The sequence below is a fragment of the Capnocytophaga sp. H2931 genome (assembly GCF_002302535.1).
Classification (GTDB): domain Bacteria; phylum Bacteroidota; class Bacteroidia; order Flavobacteriales; family Flavobacteriaceae; genus Capnocytophaga; species Capnocytophaga canis.
This window is the reverse complement of record NZ_CP022381.1, coordinates 1,497,471-1,518,369: the sequence shown is the minus strand read 5'-3', so window position 1 is coordinate 1,518,369 and position 20,899 is coordinate 1,497,471. Positions and strand designations below refer to the sequence as shown.

Genomic DNA, 20,899 nt, shown 5'->3' with positions numbered 1-20,899 from the left:
AGATTGCAACTATTTGAAAACCAGTAAAATGTCTATTTAGAGAATTTTGATAAAAGGAAGAGCATTACAGTATATCCTTTTGGGTGTATACTGTAATGCTCTTATATGGATATGTAATTTATATTATAAAAAATCCAATTCTGCAATGGTTAAAATGTCTCCGTTTTCTGCAATTTCTGTGGCTTCGATACGTACGTAACGACTGGTAACACTCTCTGGAAAATAGAAAGTTCTGGGGGTTGGGTCGTTGATTAGGTTTCCAAATTCAAAATTGGCTACGGTTTGCCAAGTTTTACCATCGTTACTTACTTGAATTAACCCCTTGGCTAACATACCTTTACTATGGAAAGTTTGTGGTGTATAGACCAAAGCCTTTAAGGTATGTATTTTGCCTAAATCAATGGCTATGAATGGTTTTTCAGAGCTTTTTTGTGATTGCCAATAGGTATTGGGTCGGGCATCAAAAGCCATAGTGGTTTTTCTATCATTTTGTTCAGAACTGAAATTGAGTGTTTTCCATTGTTTTTTTAGAATTCCTAAATCTTCTGAGCGTACTGCACCTTTCATTCCTTTATTGAAAGAAACGGCTTTGAGCTGTTGGTTCTCTACGAAAAAAGGTTCGGTGTATTTGGTGCTGTTTTCATTGGGTTCTGAACCGTCTAAGGTATAGAAAATTTCATAGCCTGTATTTAAGTTTTCCGAGGCATTTTGTCCGTGGGGTTTCCAATTGAATTGGGTTTGCATTGGTGCAATGGTTACCATTCCGTCCAAGTTTCTGAAAAAAGAAAGCTGAGGCGGACGAGTTTTGTAATAATGCGCCGAAATGTGACTGATTGCAGGGGTATTACGTGATTCCAACACTCGAAAACGAATTTTAGAGGTGGTTACTTCCGGAAAACGTAAAATACGTTTATAACCGATGTTGGTTGCCGAGGCAATTTCTTGCCACTGATTGTTAATCCAAGCCTCTACGCTGTGTTTTTCTACGCGTTCTCCGTGAGTGCGAATGGCTTCTTGTAAAACAATTCGGTTGAAGGTTATCGGCTTTTTGGAAGAAATAATAATCTCCTGATTTTTTTTATTCAAAGTCAGGTAAGTGTCGGGGTTATTATCCAATACTTTTTTGCATCCTTTGGCTCTGTAAAGCAAATTGTTATCATAAGTTTCTCGTATGCGTTGTCCCACTTCTTTAAGTACATCAACATCGGTTTGTGGAAATTTTCCTTCCCGATTGGGTGGAATATTCAATAAGAAGGTGGTATTTCCGCCAACGGTTCGTTCGTAAATATCAAAAACATCATCAGCACTACGTACTTTTTGGAAGGTATCATCTCGGTAGAACCAACCTTCACGAATGGAGGTATTGATTTCGGCTTGTTGATAGTGTAGGTATTTGGCATTATAGAGCTTTTCGCGTGACCCCAAATCTTTTCCGGTCATATCGGGGAAGCGTTGAGCCGTTGCAGGATTCATCGGCATAGGAATTACATTCCATTCGGTTTCTCGGGTGGCTCCGGATTCGTTTCCTCCCCAACGGATATCTTCTCTTCCGAAGATAACCGCTTTGGGAGCCAACGTGCGGATAAGTTGCTTCCAAGCAGTGTAGTTGTACTGTTGACCGCCCTTGGTTTTAGGATGCGCCCCATCAAACCATACTTCGTGTACAGGGCCGTATTCGGTGAGTATTTCAAAAAGTTGGTTGAGGAAATACTCGTTATAATCGTCAACCTCAAATTCAAAAGTGGTTTTGTTTGCAAAAGGTCTGCCTGGCACCTCTCGCGGAATGGTTCTTTTAGTGTATTTGCTTAAATTACCATATAATCCTTCAGGGTGTTCTATTTGATAGAGGTCAGCAGGAGATAAGTATACGCCTAATTTCAGACCGTATTTTTGACAAGATTCCGAAAGGTCTTTCAAAATATCGCCTTTTCCACCTCGAAAATCTGTAGACATAACTCCGTGATTGGTATATCGGCTTTGCCAAAGCACGAATCCATCGTGATGTTTTACCGTCAGAATAACCATTTTCATTCCTGAATCGTGCATTGCTTTACACCATTGGTCGGTATCTAAGGTTTTTAAATCGAATATTTTAGGGTCTTCCTTTCCGTTACCCCATTCCATACGGGTAAACGTATTCGGCCCAAAATGCACAAAGGCGATGTATTCATTACTTAGGGCTTCCCATTGGTTTTGGTTAGGCACCACTCTTGAGGCTTTTTCGATAATGACCTCTTTTGAGTCGTTTTCTTCGATTTTTATGGTATTGTGCACTTTTTTTTGCTGAGCATATCCTAACGCTCCCGCGAAAAGCGACAAAAACAGAATTTTTTTTGATTGTTTTGTAAAAAGTTTCATCATTTTATAATGTGTTTGATTGTTTTAAAGGTTCTTTTTTATGGGTTCGGCAACCAATTTAGCGATAAAGGCAGGTTTGGTTTGTTCGGATTTTTTACCGCAGAAAAAAACAGTGATTTTTTCGTCCGATTCCAATATGGGGGTACTCGAATATCCCTGAATTTCATCGTTATAAAAGGTTTCCGACAAGAAATTGATGTCATATTCTTTGATGACATAATTCTTATGATTTTTCAAAGAAAGCATATCAAGTACCCATTGCGAATATTTTATGTTGTTCACGTGGAGATTGACATCCAAATCCGAAATGCGTACGTTGATTTTTTTTATCAGTTCCAAATCTGAGGGTAGGTCAATACGTTCGGTTTTGAAGTCCAACGCTCCATCGGTACGCGCATAGAAAAGTTCTTGCCTATCCGATAGGTCAATGGGTTTGCGTGATGCGATATCCAAAGTAATCCAAGTACTGGAACAACTCCCAATGACTTCTCCTTTTTCCGAAAGGATTTCAAACTCACGGAAAGCATAAACCCCCATTACGGGGAGCGACCACGTTTTTACTGTAATTCTTTCATTCCATTTGGGCCAACGTTTCATTTTTAGTTTTTGCTGAGTAAGCACCCAAAAGAAGCCTTCTTTGACTAATTGTTCGTAGCCAAAGCCTAAATTTTCAGCGTGTTCGGCAGCGATATCTTGCAATATGCCCAACACTCCGTAAAGCCCTAACTGATTGTTTACATTCAGTTGTGTACTTCGTACTTTGTAGGTTTCTGTAAAAATGGTTTGTTTCATTGGTTTACATTGAATGAAAGGCAAAGATACTAATTTATAAAATATTAAAAAAGTAACGTTCAAATAGTTTTCAAAAAATCGTGAATACAAGTGTGTGAATTACCAAACTCATCTTGATTCTTTACTTTGTAAGGATAGTTTCTATAAATAAAAACCATATAAAAACATAGCATTTTTCTATGTTTCTATATGGTTTTAAATTTATTTATCTTTAAAAGGAGTGTTGTTCGTTGAAAACCAATTGCATCACTTTTAAGGCTTGATGAATAGTATTGATACTATTGAAGTGAAGCAACAACCGTAGTCCGTTGCGGGTTTCTTTTTCTTGCATTTTGCATCGGTCGGGGTGGCGTTGTACGAATTGCAATACTTTTTGAAAACGAGAACTTTGATAAAATGGACTTTCTTGGTCGGAAATAAAATATCCTGTCATTTTTCCGTTTTTCATTACTAATTTTTCGATTCCCATTTTGGTTGCAAACCATTTCAGACGTACGCTATTGAGTAAATCTACAGCCTGAGAGGGCAACTGACCAAAGCGGTCAATCAGATTCTTTTCGTAGGTTAGTAAATCGGCTTCCGAACTGATGTTACTTAGCTCATTGTAAAGATTTAATCGTTCCGCAACTCGGTTTACGTAAGTATCCGGAAATAAAAGCTCAAAATCACTATCAATTTGTGTGTCATTCAGATATGATTTGTCTTCTTCCTTCGTTTGATACAATTCCGAAAACTCGTTTTCTTTCAGCTCTACGATGGCTTCTTGCAAAATCTTCTGATAGGTTTCAAATCCGATTTCGTTAATGAAACCGCTTTGTTCTCCACCGAGCAAATCACCCGCTCCTCGTATTTCCAAATCCTTCATCGCGATATTGAATCCGCTTCCCAAGTCCGAAAACTGAGCAATGGCTTGTATTCGTTTACGAGCATCATCGCTCATTGCCACAAACGGAGGTGTGATAAAATAACAAAACGCTTTTTTGTTGCTTCGTCCTACACGTCCACGCATTTGATGTAGGTCGGACAAGCCAAAATTATGAGCGTTATTGATGAAAATCGTGTTGGCATTAGGCACATCTAAACCACTCTCGATGATGGTCGTTGCTACCAAAACGTCATAAGCTCCGTCCATAAAGGCAAGCATTGTTTCCTCGAGTCTTTTGCCGTCCATTTGCCCGTGACCTACGGCTATTTTGGCATCAGGAACAAGCCGTTGTAGCATTCCTGCCACTTCACGGATATTTTCCACACGATTATTAATGAAAAATACTTGTCCGCCTCGCTGAATTTCGTAAGCAACGGCATCACGGATAATTTCTTCATTGAAATGGATGACTTGACTATCAATAGGATATCGATTTGGTGGAGGCGTATTGATTACTGATAAATCCCTTGCTGCCATCAAACTGAATTGCAATGTTCTTGGAATTGGAGTTGCCGTAAGTGTCAGTACGTCAAGGTTTTCTTTCAGTGTTTTGAGTTTGTCTTTCACACCCACACCAAATTTTTGCTCCTCATCAACGATTAGAAGTCCTAAATCTTTGTACTTAACACTTTCATTTACAATTTGATGTGTTCCTATGATGATGTCCAGCGAACCCTTGGCGAGTTCTTCCAGAATGTTTTTTTTCTCTTTTGCCGTTCGGAATCGATTTAAGTAATCAATCCTCACCGGAAAATTTTTCATTCTGCTACTAAATGTCTGATAATGTTGAAATGCCAAAATGGTCGTAGGCACCAAAACGGCTACTTGTTTTCCGTTATCAACCGCTTTAAAGGCTGCCCGAATGGCAACTTCCGTTTTTCCAAAGCCAACATCGCCACAAACGAGCCTGTCCATTGGTTTCGGACTTTCCATATCGGCTTTGACTTCGGCAGTAGCTTTGCTTTGGTCGGGTGTATCTTCATAAAGAAATGAGGCTTCCAATTCGTTTTGCAGATAACTATCGTGAGCAAAGGCAAAACCGCTAGATTCTTTCCGTTTGGCATACAATTGAATAAGGTTGAAGGCGATTTCTTTAACCCGAGCTTTTGTCTTCTGTTTCAGGGCTTTCCACGCTCCCGAACCCAGTTTGTAAATCTTCGGGGGCTTGCCGTCTTTGCCGTTGTATTTCGTAATTTTATGTAAGGAATGAATGCTGACAAAAAGTACATCGCGGTCACCATAGATAAGTTTGATGGCTTCCTGCATTTTGCCTTCTACTTCAATTTTTTGTAATCCTGCAAACTTTCCGATGCCGTGGTCGATATGCGTAACATAATCACCAACAGTAAGTTGAGTGAGTTCTTTAAGCGTAATGGCTTGTTTTTTAGCATATCCATTTTTTAGGTGGAACTTATGATAGCGTTCAAAAATCTGATGGTCGGTAAAGATGTTGATTTTATTGTCCGAATCCACAAATCCGCTGTGTAGCGATAAAATGGCGGTTTGATAATGCACTTTCTGTTCCATTTCTTTGAAAATATCATCAAAACGCTTTGCTTGTTGCTCGGTGGAACAAATAATGTAATTGGTGAAACCTTCTTCGTGTTTCTCATTTAAATAGCTGATTAATAGTTCAAATTGCTTATTGAATGCAGGTTGCGGATTAGTTCTAAAAACGATTTTTTCTGAAGAAAATAATGAGTTCGCCCCTGTGAAAATCGATTGAAAAGAGCTGATACATTCCAGAAGTTCATTACTTTGACAGAAAAGCACTTCGGGAGCGATATGTTTGACTTCGTTCGATAGTTTTTCGTAAATTTCGACGGATTTATTAAATAATTTATCGATTTTTTGAGGAAAACTATCAATATCCTTGGCGATAAAAAGCGTTTCTTCCGAGATATATTCCAAAATGGACTGCCTTACTTCTTCATTTTCCTTATTTTCGATGTTTGGAATAATCGTGATTTTTGATAATTGTTGTGTAGAAAGCTGTGTTTCAACATCAAAAGTTCGGATACTTTCGATTTCATTGCCGAAAAACTCAATGCGATAAGGTTCGTTGTTCGAGAAAGAAAAAACATCGACAATACCACCACGAACTGAAAATTCCCCAGGTTCGGTGACGAAATCTATTCGGTTGAAATTGTAAGTGAAAAGCATTTCATTGAGGAAATCCAAAGATAAAGAGTCTCCTTTTTTGATTTTTAAGGTGTTCTTTTCGAGTTGTTTGCGAGTAATTACCTTTTCAAAAAGAGCCTCAGGATAACTCACCACAATCAAAGGCGTTTGATGTGAGCCCAATCGGTTTAACACTTCGGCACGAAGCAGAACATTGGCGTTATCCGTGTCTTCAATCTGATACGGACGGCGGTAGCTATCGGGGAAAAATATTACGTGCTCATCGCCCAACAGGCTTTCCAAATCATTCAGAAAATAGGCTGCTGCTTCTTTGTCCGAAAGCATCACAAACAAATTTCGTTTCGTGTTTCGGAAAAGATTGGCAATGACAAATGATAATGAAGCTCCTGATAAATGATTGATTTGCAGAGAGGATATTCCTGCTTTAATTTTTGAGTTTAGCTCAATAAATATCGGATTTTCACTTATTTTGAGAAGAATATCGTTTAGTTTCACTTATTTTTTCTTGCAAAAATACGATTTCTAATAAACTTTGCAAAATATGTATTAGCTGTTTTAAAAGCAGAATTTCAAATATCGAATAGCTTTTCAGAGCCTTTAAGAATAAATGGTTTTAGATAAACTATAAAAAATAGTTGCGTAACTAAATTTTTTAGTTTAAATTTGCACTGTGAATTAATAAAGCTATCTTCTGGTAAGAAAGAGGCGAAATGAAAGTTTATAGAAACAATCAGATAAATAGGTAAAATCAATAAATAAAACACAAAAAAATGAAAGAATTGACAGCAAAAGAAGAAGAGATAATGACATTTTTTTGGAAACATAATAAGCTCTTTGTTAAGCAAATCGTAGAGCAGTATCCTGATCCAAAACCACATTTCAATACCATATCTACATATGTACGTATGCTTGAAGAGAAGGGGTTTCTGGCACATGAGCCGTTTGGCACCTCTTACCAATATCATCCACTGATTTCCAAAGAGGAATACAACAACCGAACGTTAAAAAATGTTGTAGCAAAATATTTTCAGAATTCGTACTTGAATGTAGTCAATACGTTCATAAAATCCGAAAAATTATCCATTGAAGAAATTCGACAATTGTTGGATGATATTGAAAAAAAACAATAAAGTATGGAAAATTTAGTATTGTACCTGCTCAAACATTTTGTTTTTATGGGGATATTATGGGGAGGCTATCGTTTGTTTGTCAGCGGTAACACTTTTCATAGAACTAATAGAATCACCCTATTGCTGATTTTTGCAATAGGAATGATGTGTCCTTTAGTAAATATTCCACTTCCTTATGATAGTATATTCGCTGAAAAACAAATAGTTGCATTTGAGCTATCCTCTTCAGAGACTCAAACAGAGTCAATCGTAGCAACAGGAAGTGGTAATAGCTATAGCTTTACAACTCTCCTATGGATTGTTTATGTGGTAGGTATTTTGCTCTTTTTACTTCGATATCTTATCGGAATTATATTCATTGGTCGAATTGTTAGCAGAGCCACACTTGAAAAAACAACAAATAACAAGAATATATATGTGACCAAGAAAAAGGTATCTCCATTTAGTTGGTTTGGTTATGTAGTTATTTCTGAAGAAGATATGACGAAAGGAGCTGATAATATTATCAAACACGAGTTGGCTCATGTTGAATTTAGGCATTCGTGGGACTTACTTTTTGCACAGCTTTATTGCTTAGCCTTTTGGTGGAATCCTTTTGTGTGGTTGCTTAAAAATCAACTAATTACTGTACACGAATTTCAAGCTGATCAGCGAGTAATTGAACAAACCACCCATCCTAACGAGTACCGAAAGCAACTCATTCACCTATGTGTAGGAGCTGAACGAATAGCTATGGCACATAATTTTGAAACAAGTAACCTAAAAAAACGTATTTATATGACAATGAAAAACAAATCAACCGCAAAAGCCAAATGGGGCTATGTAGCTCTGGCGTTGGCTACCACTTTAACCATGTCGTTAACTTCAACAGAAACGATACAAGCACAAGAAAAAGAGCCTCAGATAGTAGTTTTAGGCTATGTGACTGATGATAAAAATCCGCAACCGTTGTTTTTCATTGACGGGAAAGAGGCAACAAAGGAAGCAATTTCAGGAATACCTGCGGACAACATTGGATGGATAAACGTGCTCAAAGATGAAAAAGCGACAAAAATGTATGGCGAAAAAGGTAAAAATGGCGTTGTTGAAATCTACACCCAAGGAAATGTTCCAGAGGAATTTGCAAAAAAAGCAAAAGACAAAAAGACGTTTAAACTTTCAAAGTCCTCCAGAAAAGCCCCAGTTACAAGTGGTAATATGACCGTTCTAAAACTAAAACAAGAGTCCGATACCCTCATGTCTGATTCAAAAGTTGTTGACGTTAAGGAAGTTCAAGTAACACAAAAAGTAACAGCCTTTAAAATGAATGGAAAAAAGGCAAATGACCCTTTGTTATTAGTTGACGGAAAAGAAATGGAATATACAAAATTAGCCGATCTTGGCGCTGAAAATATTCAATCCATAGTAGTGTTGAAAGACAAAAAAGCTCTTGAAGCATATGGTGAAAAAGGAAAAAATGGAGTTATTTTAATAACTTTAATAAAATAATCAAAAAATATTTAAGAGTTAACATCTTGATATTTAGTTAATTAAATAGGATAATCAGATAATAAAAATATTTTTATCGTTATTTTATTTGGAAGTTTAAAAAACTTACGTATCTTTGCACCGCAAAAATAACGATTGGCTCATGGTGTAATGGTAACACAGCAGATTTTGGTTCTGTTATTCAAGGTTCGAGTCCTTGTGAGCCAACAAAAGCTACCCTACAATGGGTAGCTTTTTTATTTTAATCCTATTTAAATAAACAAAATCGATACGGATATAGTTAAAATTTATATAACAGACTGTGTATATTGAATTTGATTTATTATCTTTGCCTCCATTAACACTTAAAACAATTTAAAAATGGCTTTAGAAATAACAGATGCTACTTTCGAAGAAGTGGTTTTGAAGAGTGATAAACCCGTATTGGTAGATTTTTGGGCAGTTTGGTGCGGACCTTGTCGTATGTTAGCTCCTGTGGTTGAGGAAATCTCAAAGGAATATGAAGGAAGAGTAGTTGTAGGAAAAGTGGACGTAGACAACAACCAAGAATTTGCTTCTAAGTATGGAGTGCGAAACATTCCAACAGTATTAGTATTCCAAAATGGAGAGGTGGTAGGTAGACAAGTGGGTGTTGCCCCTAAAAAAACATACACAGAAGCTCTTGACGGAATCTTAGGTTAGTTTTTTTATTTTTAAATACTTTTCATTGTGTTTGTGGTGTAATCCAAAGTCTATGTGGGACACTTTTTTGCAATTTTACTTAATGCAGAAATTAGAATATACCACAAACACAATTTGTTTTTTTGAGTTCACTACTTAATTGCATGTATTTTTTAACGGTTAAATGCTGATTTTTCAGCATTTTGACCGCTTTTAATCGGATTGGAGATTTGGCGTTAAGAAAATCAACGAATAAAGCGTGAAAATTTTCCATTGTTCGAAGCGACCATAGGAAGCAAGTTTGGAAAATTTTAGCGACATGAGTCTGATTTTTAGGCAAATATCCAAAGCCTTGATTTTTGCTTCTTTTCATCTAAGGAAAAGAACGATGTATGAAAATAAATAATGAATTCAATTGTTTTTTTTTAACAGCTTCAATCTCTTCTGATAATTAATACATCTTCCTTTAGATATTTTTACTGGTGCATAATCCGAATTAAACTCTAATGCCTTTTGTGTTTTAATTCAATGTTTTAAAGCTACATAGTACAATTGAGTTTTATCCATTATAGCTTGCCAAAAATTCAATTCGATGTGGTATTATGGAAGATTTTGTTGTATGCTTTTGCCTTTATGAGAACTGACTGTTAGTATAGCGTCGTATTTTTGCTTATAAATGAAAAAGGAGTATATTTGCCGAAATTTTTAATCATATGGAAAGGATAGCCAGTTTTTGTATAGATCATTTGAAATTGCAACGTGGTATTTTTGTTTCGCGTAAGGATTTTGTTGGCAATGAAGTAATTACTTCGTTTGACATTCGCATGAAATTGCCTTATCGTGAGCCTGTGTTGGGAGGTGCTGAAATTCATACTATTGAACACTTAGCAGCTACTTGGTTGCGAAATAGCGATTGGAAAGATAAAATCATTTACTGGGGGCCGATGGGCTGTATGACAGGGAATTATCTTATTTTAGCAGGGGATTACACTTCAGAGGATATTCTGCCACTTATCACGCGATTGTTTGAATACATGACTCATTTTGAAGGAGAAATCCCAGGAGCATCAGCCTTAGAATGTGGTAACTTTTACAACAACAATTTACCAATGGCAAAGTTTGAGGCAAAGAAATATCTTGAAGAAGTGCTTTACAATATGAAGGAAGAAAATCTGAATTATCCGTTATAGAATTGAAAATTAGACTATTGAATGATTCGTTAAATAATCTATAATTGGTAATAAAACAAAAAAATATTTGTATCTTTGCACCGAATCCTCAAACCAATGAGGATTTTTCGTTTTTTTTAAATTTACATAAACTATGAATAACATATCGTATTATACAGCTGAGGGATTAAAAAAATTAAGAGATGAATTAAACCAACTCAAAGACGTTGAACGTCCGAAAGCATCACAGGCAATTGCTGAAGCGAGAGATAAAGGAGATTTGTCGGAAAACGCTGAATATGACGCAGCGAAGGAAGCACAAGGGCTTTTAGAGATGAAAATCGCTAAATTGGAGCAATTGTTAGCGAATGCACGTTTGATTGATGAGTCTCAATTAGACACCTCAAAAGTGTTGGTGCTTTCAACAGTGAAAATCAAGAACTTAAGCAACAATATGCAAATGACATATACGTTAGTAGCTGAAAGTGAAGCGGATTTGAAAACAGGTAAAATCTCGGTAAGTTCTCCTATTGGGAAAGGCTTGTTGGGCAAAGCTGTTGGTGAAATTGCTGAAATTCAAGTGCCTAATGGCATATTGAAAATGGAAATTTTAGAAATTAGTCGATAAATCATCTAAAAAACAACTGACCAATGGCGAGTATTTTCACAAAAATCATTCAAGGAGAAATTCCTGCGTATAAAATCGCTGAAAATGAGTGTTTTATCGCGTTTTTAGATATCAATCCCAATGCGATAGGGCATACCCTTTGTGTTCCCAAAAAGGAGGCAGATAAATTGTTTGACCTGGATGAAACCACCTACAACGAACTAATGACATTTTCGCGAAAAGTTGCTCAAGCCTTGGAACGAGCTATTCCTTGTAATCGTGTAGGGGTGGCTGTCATAGGGTTGGAAGTACCTCACGTACACGTACATCTTATTCCTATCAATGAGATGAAAGAAATGACTTTTGGGCACAAGGTCTCGCTCACTGATGCTCAGTTCAAGGAGGTAGTTGAAAAAGTACAAAGAGAACTAAAATAACATGAAAATGAAAAAAATATCCGTAATAATATGTTTAGTTTCAATACTTTTTTCTTGTACCTCAAGAAAGAATGTTGCGTACTTTTCGGATATTGAAAACAATAAAACAGAGATTTTAAAATCCTATGAAATTAGGCTCCAACCTGATGATTTATTAAAAATAATTATTAATTCACAAACGGAGGAACTACTTTCGGATTTTAATAAAACTCAAAATACAGGCGTAGCTGCGGAAGGATCTTCACCACTACAAACCTACTTGATTGATAAGGATGGATATATCACTTATCCAGTTATTGGAAATATTAAATTAGGAGGTCTGACTCGTAATGAAGCGATTGATGTATTGACCAAAGCGGTTCGCACTTTTATCAAGGATGCAACTGTGAATCTTCGAATCGCTAATTTCAAGGTAACTGTGCAAGGAGAGGTACGAAAGCCTGGTACGTTTACTATTGAATCGGAGCGTATTACATTATTACAAGCGTTGAGTATGGCGGAAGATATGACCATCTATGGTAAGCGTAGTCATGTTATTATCATTCGTGAACAGGATGGGCAAAGAACTTTTAATGTGGTGGATATGTCTTCCTCTGAATTTATGAACTCCGATTTCTACTACTTAGCTCAGAACGATGTGGTGTATGTTGAACCTAATAAAACACGAATAAATTCTTCCGTATTAGGTTTAGATACAAGTACTATCTTATCTGCTATTTCGGTAACAATTACTGTAATTGCCTTATTACTAAAATTTTAGGTTATGGAAAATCAGTTATCCTTTAATGAAAAAGACGAGAAGATAGATTTTTCAAAAATAATTCAGCCCTACCTTTCTCGTTGGCTGTGGTTTGCTATTAGTGTGGTCGTAGCTTTCATTTTTGCTTATGCCTACTTGCGATATGCTCCCTCTATTTACAGAGCAACAACTACTGTAATGCTTAAAGACGACAAAAAAGGAGGAGTAGTGAATGAACTTTCTGCTTTGTCGGATTTGGACATACTCAAAGATATTAAGGATAATATTGAAAATCAGATAGAAGTACTGAAATCACGGACTTTATCTGAAAAGGTCGTACAGAAACTAAATCTTCATATATCTTACATTTCTGAGGGAAAAGTAAAGACATTTGATGTTTATAACAATACACCTGCTTTTATATCCATCGAAACTTTGGTTCGGTCATCCGTCAAATTGAAGGTCGTCGGCGAGGAAAATGAATTTACACTATTTGAAGATGAACAACCGTTAGGAACGTTTCGCTATGGAGAGATAATCCAAAATCACATTGGGCAGTTCTCTATACATAAATCAGCAGAAAATACAAAATTTCCATACTCAATAGGGATTGATATTGAAGATCCTATTAGAGTGGCTTCAGGCTACAGAAGTAGTTTAAATATTAAATTAGTTGGGAAAAACACATCTGTGTTAGAATTGTCCGTGAGCCATCAAAATAAAAAGAAAGCGGAAGATTATCTGAATACTCTCGTCGAAATATACAATACAGAAACCATTACTGACCAGCGATTTATATCACAGAATACTTCTGATTTTCTTACAAAGCGTTTGGAAGTCCTCACCAAAGAGTTACATGAGGTTGAAAAACATGCCGAAATATTCAAAAAAGAAAACAGAGTTACTAATATTCAGACAGATGCTCAGTTCAATTTAGAAAATGCAAACTTATTTGACAGAAAATACGTAGAAGCAACCACTCAAATTGAACTTATAGAAAACACCATAAAAGGGTTTATTGATGTGAAAAGCACGGGAAAAACCTTTCCTCTTTTGGATGTTTTTACATCAAATCAAGTGCTATCTGCAGCTATTGAGGAACATAACAAAAAGACGATTCATCGAAATCAAATAGCTCTCAATGCAGGAGAAGGAAACATTATGCTTGAGCAAATAGAAGAAGAAATCGAAGCTCTTAAAATAACCATTAAAGAGAATCTATTGCTTATGAAATCGAATTTGTTGATTCAGAAAAATGAGATCAGCAAAAAACAAGCTTCTTTGAGTGGACGTGTACGCACCATTCCTACTTTAGAAAAAGAATTGCGAGAAATAACTCGGCAACAAAGCGTAAAAGAATCCTTATTTCTGTATCTATTAGAAAAACGAGAGGAAGCAGAGATTTCTATGGCGGCTTTAGCTCCCAAAGCTAAAGTTATAGATAGAGCTTTAGGAGGGGCTACCCCCATCTCGCCCCGCCCGATGATCATACTCTTGGGAGCAATTGTTCTAGGTTGTATAATTCCGTTTTTGGTTATCTACATAATGGAATTATTTAACATAAAAGTGCGAAGTAAATCAGATGTCGAAGAGCGATTGTCAGTACCTTTTGTTGGGCAAATTCCACATACGGATGATACTCAGCAAATAGTAACATTAGATACTCTTTCTCCTTTGGCAGAGGGGTTCCAAATGGTTTGTACTAATATGGATTTTGTTTTGAACGACACCCCTCAAGGACAAAGCAAAACGATTCTTGTTACCTCCTCATTTCCAGAAGAAGGTAAAACATTCGTATCAGTCAATTTGGCGGCTACATTTGCTGTTTCTGGAAAAAAAACACTACTTATAGGAATGGATATCCGAAATCCAAAAATAGGGGAGCAATTAAATTTACGCTCGGTTGGTCTTACTAACTATTTGGCTTCGGATATCGATCTGTCGTCGGTGATAGTGAAAATCCCTAATTTCAGGGAGTTTTATGTGTTGCCAACCAAGGTAGTACCTCCAAATCCAGCAGAATTGCTAACCAGTTCAAAAATAACAAAAATGTTTGAACAACTTAAGCAAGAATTTGATTACATTATCGTTGATACAGCTCCTGTTAATGTGGTTGCCGACACTCTATTGATAGCTAAACATGCGGACGCTTGTGTTTATGTAATTCGTGAGAATTTTTCTGATAAGCGAATGCTTGAGTCCGTTCAAAGATTGTACGATGACAAGAGGCTGCCTAATATGGCAGTGGTTCTCAACGATGTTTCTTTAGGAAATATGACACCCTATTATGGTTATAACTATGGTTATGGTTACGGGGCTAAGAATCAAAAGAATAAATCACCATTCAAGAAAATTTTACGTAAATTCAGGTGGTAGTCTGATAGCGTAGAACAACACTCCTCAGTCAAGGTGTATTGTTTTGCTAGATTAATCACCATCCATCACAAGAATACACCTCTCGAAATCAAGAGATAGGTGCTATTTGGACTCGAGGTTGCTTCAACTACAAGCGTAGATTTATACAACTGAAATATTTCTATATGGTATTGTTATTCTGATATATTTTATATAATTTAGCGTTATGAAATGTACCAGATGTGAATCGTTAAATAAGATTAAAGCAGGTTTTGTTGGAGGCAGACAGCGATATAAATGTAAAGATTGTGATTATTTTTTCAGTGTTGAGAAGAAATCGGATGTGAAAACGCCAGAACAAAAGCGTCTTGCTTTGCAAATGTATTTGGAAGGATTAGGATTTCGAGCTATTGGAAGGATATTGAATATTAGCTACGGAACGGTTTATCGGTGGGTGAAGAAATGGGGAGAATCTGTGGAATTTCCGCAGAATGAAGAGCCTATTGAAATAGTGGAATTGGACGAGATTCACAGTTATGTACAGTCAAAAAAAACTACTGTTGGAGTTGGATTGCTATTGATAGACTTGGGAAAAAGTTCATCGGTTTTGTTTGTGGCAAACGAGACACAGAAACTTTCTTGAAACTTTGGAAGAAATTGAAAAACAGAGATATCAATGGTTTTTGTAGTGATTATTGGAAGAGTTATTCAGAGGTAATTCCAAGTGAAAAGCATATGGAATCCAAAGCAGAAACCTTTACAGTGGAGGGATATAATAGTAGAATAAGACATTATTTGGCAAGATTTAAAAGAAAAGGAAAATGTTACTCGAAGTCAAAAACAATGTTAGAAAATTCCTTGAAACTTTTATTTCTGAAGCTGAATAATCAATTAAATATAATAATTTAACAATGCCTTCTATATCTCTTTTACAACCTGTTCTAAGGGTAACCGTAATTTTGGATTTCGGTCTGGCTGGTTTGCGTCATCTTCATGGCGATAACCGATAGCGACCGCAAATAAAGTTTGATAACCTTCTTCTTGTAAGATTTCATCGTATTTCTCATTTTGGATGCCCTCCATAGCTGTAGAATCAATGTTCATTGATGCACAAGCACTTAAAAAGAATCCTAATGAAATGTATACTTGTTTGTTTAGCCATATATGAACTTGTTCATCGCCTTTGGGTTTTAGTACTTGGTGATAGTAGTTCACCGCACCTTCTGGGAGAAAATCAGTGATTTGTTTTTCAAATTTACGAAGGTCTTTAAAACCTAAAAAAACTACTAAATGACTAGTTTCGTTGATTTTACTCTTGTTAAAATGAGAAACATCAGCTAAGGCCCGTTTTGTCTTTTCGTCTGAAACAATGATAAAGCGCCAAGGCTGTGAATTGATTGATGAAGGACTTAAACGCAAAATCTCTTTCAGTTCGCAAATGAGATTTTGGTCAATTTTCTTGTTATTATATGCTTTTGTTGTATATCGGTTTTGTGCTAATTCTATAAATCTCATAAGATTGTTTTTACATATGCGCACAAAATTACGATATTCAATACTAAAAAACTATTTTTCGAGCAAAGTTTTTTTACTTCGAAAAATAATGTATCCCAAAGTTAGCAATAGCAACAAGTGTAAATAAACAGCATATAGTACCAATTCGGGATAATTTATAGTGTTTTTACTCAAATAGATAAGTCCTAAAACCTGGGCTCCGTAGGGGATGATTCCTTGCACGTAGCATGAAAAAATGTCCAAAACTGAAGCTCCATTGCGAGGTGCGATATTGAATTTTGTGCTGATTTTTCGACTGATTTTCGATACAATTAGGATTGAAACTGTATTGTTTGCTACGCACAAATTCGCAGAACTCACCAAAGCTCCTATTCCTAAAAGTGCTGTTTTATAGGATTTTATGTATTTTTGAATACCATTCATAAGAAAACGAATACCTCCGAAATATTCAACTAAAGTTGCTAATCCTCCAGTGAAGAAAAACAGTAAAAATACTTCAGACATACTCATAAAACCTTCATAGACATTAGTTGTAAAACCAAGAAAATCAAACTTTCCGTAGATGACACCCAGAGTTCCAGCAAAAATAATTCCTGTAAATAACGAGGCGAATACGTTTACTCCCAACAAAGAAAGTACAACTACGGCAATATACGGTAAAATAAGTACCACATCAAAGTCAGCAGTAGCTTTACTTACAGCTGGTTGCACGTCCGAATTTCCTATGAAAATTAGAATAATCATTGTCAATATAGCGGCTGGTATAGCTATCTTACTATTTGCTTTCATCTTGTCGCTCATTTCGGCTCCCATCGTTTGTGTAGAAGTAATGGTAGTATCTGAAATCAAGGATAGGTTATCACCAAACATGGCTCCCGAAAGCAAACAGGCTCCCACCAATGATATGTTGGACTGTGATTGCGTAGCCAAATCAATAACTATAGTACCCAAAGTCATAATGGTTCCTACGGATGTCCCTGTGGCAAAGGACAAAAAGGATGACACGAGGAATACACCCAACGGCAGATACGCAGGAGAGATGTAGTACGTTCCTAAATTTACAATCGAATCGACACTTCCCGAGGCTTTCGTTACGAATGAAAACCCTCCAGCAAGTAAACTTATAACACACATTGCTAATACATTACTGTTTCCTGCTCCTGTAAAAAAAATCTGTATTTTTTCTTTTAAAGTCGATTTGTAAATCAATAGAGCCACTACCACACCTGCCAAAGCAATCAGTGGAGAAGGAATAGAGTAAAAATTATTGAAGTAAATACCACTCCATAGGAATATCCCTACGAAAATTAAAAGAGGTAAAATTGAAATAATGGAAGGTTGCTTATCAGTTGACATTGCGATCTTTTATAGATTAAGGCTGCAAAAGTATGCATAAAAAAACAATTAGTAAAATATATTTTTACAAAAAATTGTTTTTTCATTAAAATATACTTCTAATAAAAGTATTTATAAAATAACAATGCAATCAACTAAGTAGCCCTTATATTTACAGAAATGCTCAAAAATATAAAATCTTAAGTCTTGCTTTGTTGACTTATAAAATTTCGAGGATGCCCAAAAAAGTCATTCTTTCAAAGTTCATAAAAGGTATAAATTACTTTCTATTTCTCTACCAAATACTTCCAATAGCGTTTAGGAACGTATTGTCGGTGGAGTTTTGGGTTGTATCGCTCCTTGATATTCACACTTTGAAAGTAGCTTTTCCAAAGCGTTTCGTAGGGGCGCTCCTCCTCGTGGAAAAAAGCCTCAGGATTTCTAAGTTTTTGCTTGGTAGCAGCGTCAGGAACTACAGGAAGTACTTCTTCTAAGTCATAATAAATACCATAACCGCGTTTGAGGTCGTAAATCATCCACTTTTGGTCCGCATATCGGTCTTTAAAATGCTTGATGATTAAAGGTAGAACATCAAAATCGGGAGCTATTTGAGCGAAAAAACTCTCATCTTGCAGTTTTTGGAAACGCACGAAGGCTTTCATTCTGTGGGATTCCCTTTGAACGGACTTTACCAAACGAGCAATGCGCATCATTTGAGCATCGGCATAATTTTCGAAAATATTTTCCTTGGTACTTACTAAATAGCGTACGGCATACAGAATCAAAGACTCTCGCTGAGGGTCTTCCGATAGAAATACTTTCAGAAGTTGGTTTACTGCGGATTTATCGGCATACTTTTCAATGCCTTTCACTACGCGTTCTGCTTTTTCAAAATGGGTTACCACCTCTTGTTCTTCCAAAAAAAGTGCACCAAGGGTATGAGTACTACATACAATCTCAACATCCGCATAGTGGTATTCAAAAACTTCGAAAACAGCCGTAAGCAATCCCTCGAAACTGCCATCATAGACCAAACGTATCATCAAAATAAACTCAATTGCTGGGAAAAATGATTTTTATATTTAGATTTCATACTACTGATAACCAATTGCCTAAGTTCAAGTTGGTCTAAATATTTTAGAAACGGATTCTTTTCTGCCAAATCAATGAAGAATTTAGCTCGATTTACGGCAACCCCCATTTTTTTCAGATGGTCCATTGTAATGGTCTGAAATCTTCTGGAATTCACGATTTTGTAAGCCGAAGTTCGCCCAATACCTGGAACACGCAAAATCATTTCATAGGTTGCTGTTTGTAAATTCACGGGAAAAAGTTGGGGATTTCTAAGTGCCCAAGCTAGTTTTGGGTCTATCTCTAAATCCAAAAAAGGATTTTGAGGCGTTAAAATTTCGCGTGCTTCAAATCCGTAGAAGCGCATCAGCCAATCTGCCTGATAAAGCCGATTTTCCCGAATCGTGGGAACAGGCGTGGTAAGTGCGGGTAGTCTGCTATCGGCCGTAACAGGAACATAGCCCGAATAATATACCCTTTTGAGTTGAAATTGCTTGTAAAAATGGTCGGCACTGAGGATAATTTGTACGTCGTTTTCGCCCGCTGCACCGATGATAAACTGTGTACTTTGTCCGGCAGGAGCGTATTTGGGAGTTGATTTTATGATTTTTCGTTCCGATTGAGCTTGTACGATGCTGTTTTTTATGTGGTTCATTGGTTGAATCATCTGCTCGTGGCTTTTGTCAGGAGCCAATAGCTTTAAGCCCGAAACGGTAGGAATTTCCATATTGATGCTGAGTCGGTCAGCCCACAAACCGGCTTCTTGCAAAAGCTCTGGCGAGGCATTTGGAATGGTTTTCAGGTGAATATACCCATTGAAACGATGCTCGGTTCTTAATTTTTTGGCGATAAGAATCAGGCGTTCCATCGTGTAGTCGGCATTTTTGAAAATTCCCGAGCTGAGGAATAGCCCTTCGATGTAGTTACGACGGTAAAAGTTGATGGTCAAATCCACCACTTCATCTACAGTAAAAGCAGCTCGTTTAATGTCGTTGCTTTTTCGGGATACGCAGTAGATACAATCGTAAATACAGTGGTTGGTGAGTAATATTTTGAGCAGAGACACACAGCGTCCGTCTTCGGTGTAGGTGTGGCATATGCCCGAGGGTGCCGAATTTCCTAAGCCTTTATGGGTGTTTTTTCGGTTGCCTCCGCTTGAAGAGCAAGAAACATCGTACTTGGCGGCATCGGCAAGTATGGTTAGTTTTTCGTTAATGCGGTCGTAGTTCATCGTGTAAGGTTTTGAGGTTTTGATGAAAAAGAGAATATCGTCCTTTGCTGAAAACTTCTCTTTTTTCTCTTTTTTAAAAAAGAAAGTTCACTTTTTATTACTGATTTTTAATTGAATAAAAAGAATTTCAGCATTAAGAGTCCCTCGCAAATATAGAATAAACAAACTATTTATACAACAAAGCAAAGGAAGGATTCTTCTAAAAAAGACGTTAGCCTTTGTGAATTTCTGATGTAAAACAAGTGTAGGAACACTTCAAATCATTATTGAATTTACTGTAATCATCACTGATGTTTCGGTTCCACTTAGTAAAACAAACGGTATGCCAATTTGAGCGAAATAGCAGAATTTCACCTTAGTAGTTTTACATTTAAAAAGCTACGACTTTTCTTTTGTCACGAATTTGCGTTGGTTTTTTATGGGATACTGTTGTTACTAAACCCAATCCGTTAGTTCTTTTTTTGATTTTTGATGTCGGAATAAATTTGGATTGTCTGTAAAGTTTCGAAACTTTTCAGTTTGTTTGACAGAAATTCTGCGTGTGGACTATCAGAATTGTTAGGAGCAAGTTTCCGTTTTGTACTGTCTTTCCACGTAAAATATAATGGCTTTTGGTTTCCTTTGAAGAGTACTCCGAGAGAATCTGCAATGAAGTTATAATCATTTATACCAAAGCGATAATTTAAAGATTTTGAAAATAAATCATCTCCCGAATACATATATTTTTGATTGGAAAGGCTCAAATGAAATAACGTAGGGAAAATATCTTTGTGCGAAGCCATAACGTTTGCATCAAAGAACAGGGGTTTATAATCTTCTGGAACGTAGAAAAGTATCGGAACACTTCGCTGGAGAAAAGCATTCTCACTATCGTATTCAAAAACTTGTCGGATATTATGGTTGCCAGCTTCGGCATACATCATTGCAGGACTTATATTGCTTGTA

General features: G+C 36.5%; 17 protein-coding genes and 1 tRNA gene. 10 read left to right on the top strand and 8 right to left on the bottom strand.

The genetic code is table 11. The features are described from left to right. Window positions 1-123: 123 nt before the first annotated feature. The 3 genes from CGC52_RS06415 to mfd all read right to left on the bottom strand — a co-directional run bounded on the left by CGC52_RS06415 (window position 124) and on the right by mfd (window position 6,670). Window positions 124-2,361 carry an alpha-L-fucosidase gene (locus tag CGC52_RS06415; RefSeq protein WP_198540556.1) on the bottom strand — a complete coding sequence of 746 codons (2,238 nt, stop codon included), beginning with the start codon at window positions 2,359-2,361 and terminating at the stop codon, window positions 124-126. Window positions 2,362-2,382: 21 nt separating this feature from the next. Beyond that, entirely contained in the window at window positions 2,383-3,150 is a 768-nt protein-coding gene (locus tag CGC52_RS06410) for an acyl-[acyl-carrier-protein] thioesterase (protein WP_095893794.1), read from the bottom strand. A 211-nt stretch (window positions 3,151-3,361) separates the two neighbouring features. Then, window positions 3,362-6,670: a transcription-repair coupling factor gene (gene mfd / locus CGC52_RS06405; protein WP_369800756.1), complete on the bottom strand. Its 3,309-nt coding sequence runs from the start codon at window positions 6,668-6,670 to the stop codon at window positions 3,362-3,364. Between the two features lie 317 nt (window positions 6,671-6,987). Between mfd and CGC52_RS06400 the strand changes: the two genes are divergently transcribed. From CGC52_RS06400 to CGC52_RS06350, 10 genes are all read left to right on the top strand, one after another. Further along, on the top strand, window positions 6,988-7,347 hold the full coding sequence (locus CGC52_RS06400; protein WP_095893792.1) for a BlaI/MecI/CopY family transcriptional regulator: 360 nt from the start codon (window positions 6,988-6,990) through the stop codon (window positions 7,345-7,347). Window positions 7,348-7,350: 3 nt separating this feature from the next. Next, window positions 7,351-8,835, top strand: a complete 1,485-nt coding sequence (locus CGC52_RS06395) for a M56 family metallopeptidase (protein ID WP_095893791.1) — start codon at window positions 7,351-7,353, stop codon at window positions 8,833-8,835. 136 nt (window positions 8,836-8,971) lie between these two features. Continuing rightward, window positions 8,972-9,042: transfer RNA gene (locus CGC52_RS06390), tRNA-Gln, on the top strand. A gap of 153 nt (window positions 9,043-9,195) precedes the next feature. Beyond that, on the top strand, window positions 9,196-9,516 hold the full coding sequence (trxA, locus tag CGC52_RS06385; protein ID WP_042009583.1) for a thioredoxin: 321 nt from the start codon (window positions 9,196-9,198) through the stop codon (window positions 9,514-9,516). A gap of 692 nt (window positions 9,517-10,208) precedes the next feature. Beyond that, window positions 10,209-10,685, top strand: coding sequence for an S-ribosylhomocysteine lyase (locus CGC52_RS06375; protein ID WP_042009588.1), 477 nt, complete (start codon window positions 10,209-10,211; stop codon window positions 10,683-10,685). Window positions 10,686-10,818: 133 nt separating this feature from the next. Then, entirely contained in the window at window positions 10,819-11,292 is a 474-nt protein-coding gene (gene greA, locus CGC52_RS06370) for a transcription elongation factor GreA (protein WP_042009591.1), read from the top strand. A gap of 23 nt (window positions 11,293-11,315) precedes the next feature. Continuing rightward, on the top strand, window positions 11,316-11,708 hold the full coding sequence (locus tag CGC52_RS06365) for an HIT family protein (protein ID WP_095893789.1): 393 nt from the start codon (window positions 11,316-11,318) through the stop codon (window positions 11,706-11,708). Between the two features lie 7 nt (window positions 11,709-11,715). After that, complete coding sequence (locus tag CGC52_RS06360; RefSeq protein WP_188111475.1) at window positions 11,716-12,468, top strand: polysaccharide biosynthesis/export family protein; 753 nt, start codon at window positions 11,716-11,718, stop codon at window positions 12,466-12,468. Between the two features lie 3 nt (window positions 12,469-12,471). Further along, entirely contained in the window at window positions 12,472-14,823 is a 2,352-nt protein-coding gene (locus CGC52_RS06355; RefSeq protein WP_095893788.1) for a polysaccharide biosynthesis tyrosine autokinase, read from the top strand. A gap of 205 nt (window positions 14,824-15,028) precedes the next feature. Next, window positions 15,029-15,711, top strand: a protein-coding gene (locus CGC52_RS06350) for an IS1 family transposase (protein WP_369800711.1) whose coding sequence is annotated in 2 segments (ribosomal slippage) — window positions 15,029-15,386 and window positions 15,386-15,711 — 684 coding nt in all. Because the reading frame shifts where the segments join, the coding sequence is not laid out codon by codon here. A 9-nt stretch (window positions 15,712-15,720) separates the two neighbouring features. Here the strand turns inward: CGC52_RS06350 and CGC52_RS06345 are convergent. The 5 genes from CGC52_RS06345 to CGC52_RS06325 all read right to left on the bottom strand — a co-directional run bounded on the left by CGC52_RS06345 (window position 15,721) and on the right by CGC52_RS06325 (window position 20,874). After that, window positions 15,721-16,317 (bottom strand): NAD(P)H-dependent oxidoreductase, encoded by a 597-nt coding sequence (locus tag CGC52_RS06345; protein ID WP_095893786.1) that lies wholly within the window; start codon window positions 16,315-16,317, stop codon window positions 15,721-15,723. Window positions 16,318-16,368: 51 nt separating this feature from the next. After that, window positions 16,369-17,673 carry a Na+/H+ antiporter NhaC family protein gene (locus tag CGC52_RS06340; RefSeq protein WP_095893785.1) on the bottom strand — a complete coding sequence of 435 codons (1,305 nt, stop codon included), beginning with the start codon at window positions 17,671-17,673 and terminating at the stop codon, window positions 16,369-16,371. Between the two features lie 266 nt (window positions 17,674-17,939). Further along, window positions 17,940-18,695, bottom strand: coding sequence for a TIGR03915 family putative DNA repair protein (locus CGC52_RS06335; protein ID WP_095893784.1), 756 nt, complete (start codon window positions 18,693-18,695; stop codon window positions 17,940-17,942). Then, window positions 18,695-19,954, bottom strand: a complete 1,260-nt coding sequence (locus CGC52_RS06330) for a putative DNA modification/repair radical SAM protein (RefSeq protein ID WP_095893783.1) — start codon at window positions 19,952-19,954, stop codon at window positions 18,695-18,697. The genes CGC52_RS06335 and CGC52_RS06330 overlap by 1 nt, the downstream gene beginning before the upstream one ends. A 449-nt stretch (window positions 19,955-20,403) precedes the next feature. Continuing rightward, window positions 20,404-20,874 (bottom strand): hypothetical protein, encoded by a 471-nt coding sequence (locus tag CGC52_RS06325; RefSeq protein ID WP_198540555.1) that lies wholly within the window; start codon window positions 20,872-20,874, stop codon window positions 20,404-20,406. Between the last annotated feature and the right edge of the window lie 25 nt (window positions 20,875-20,899).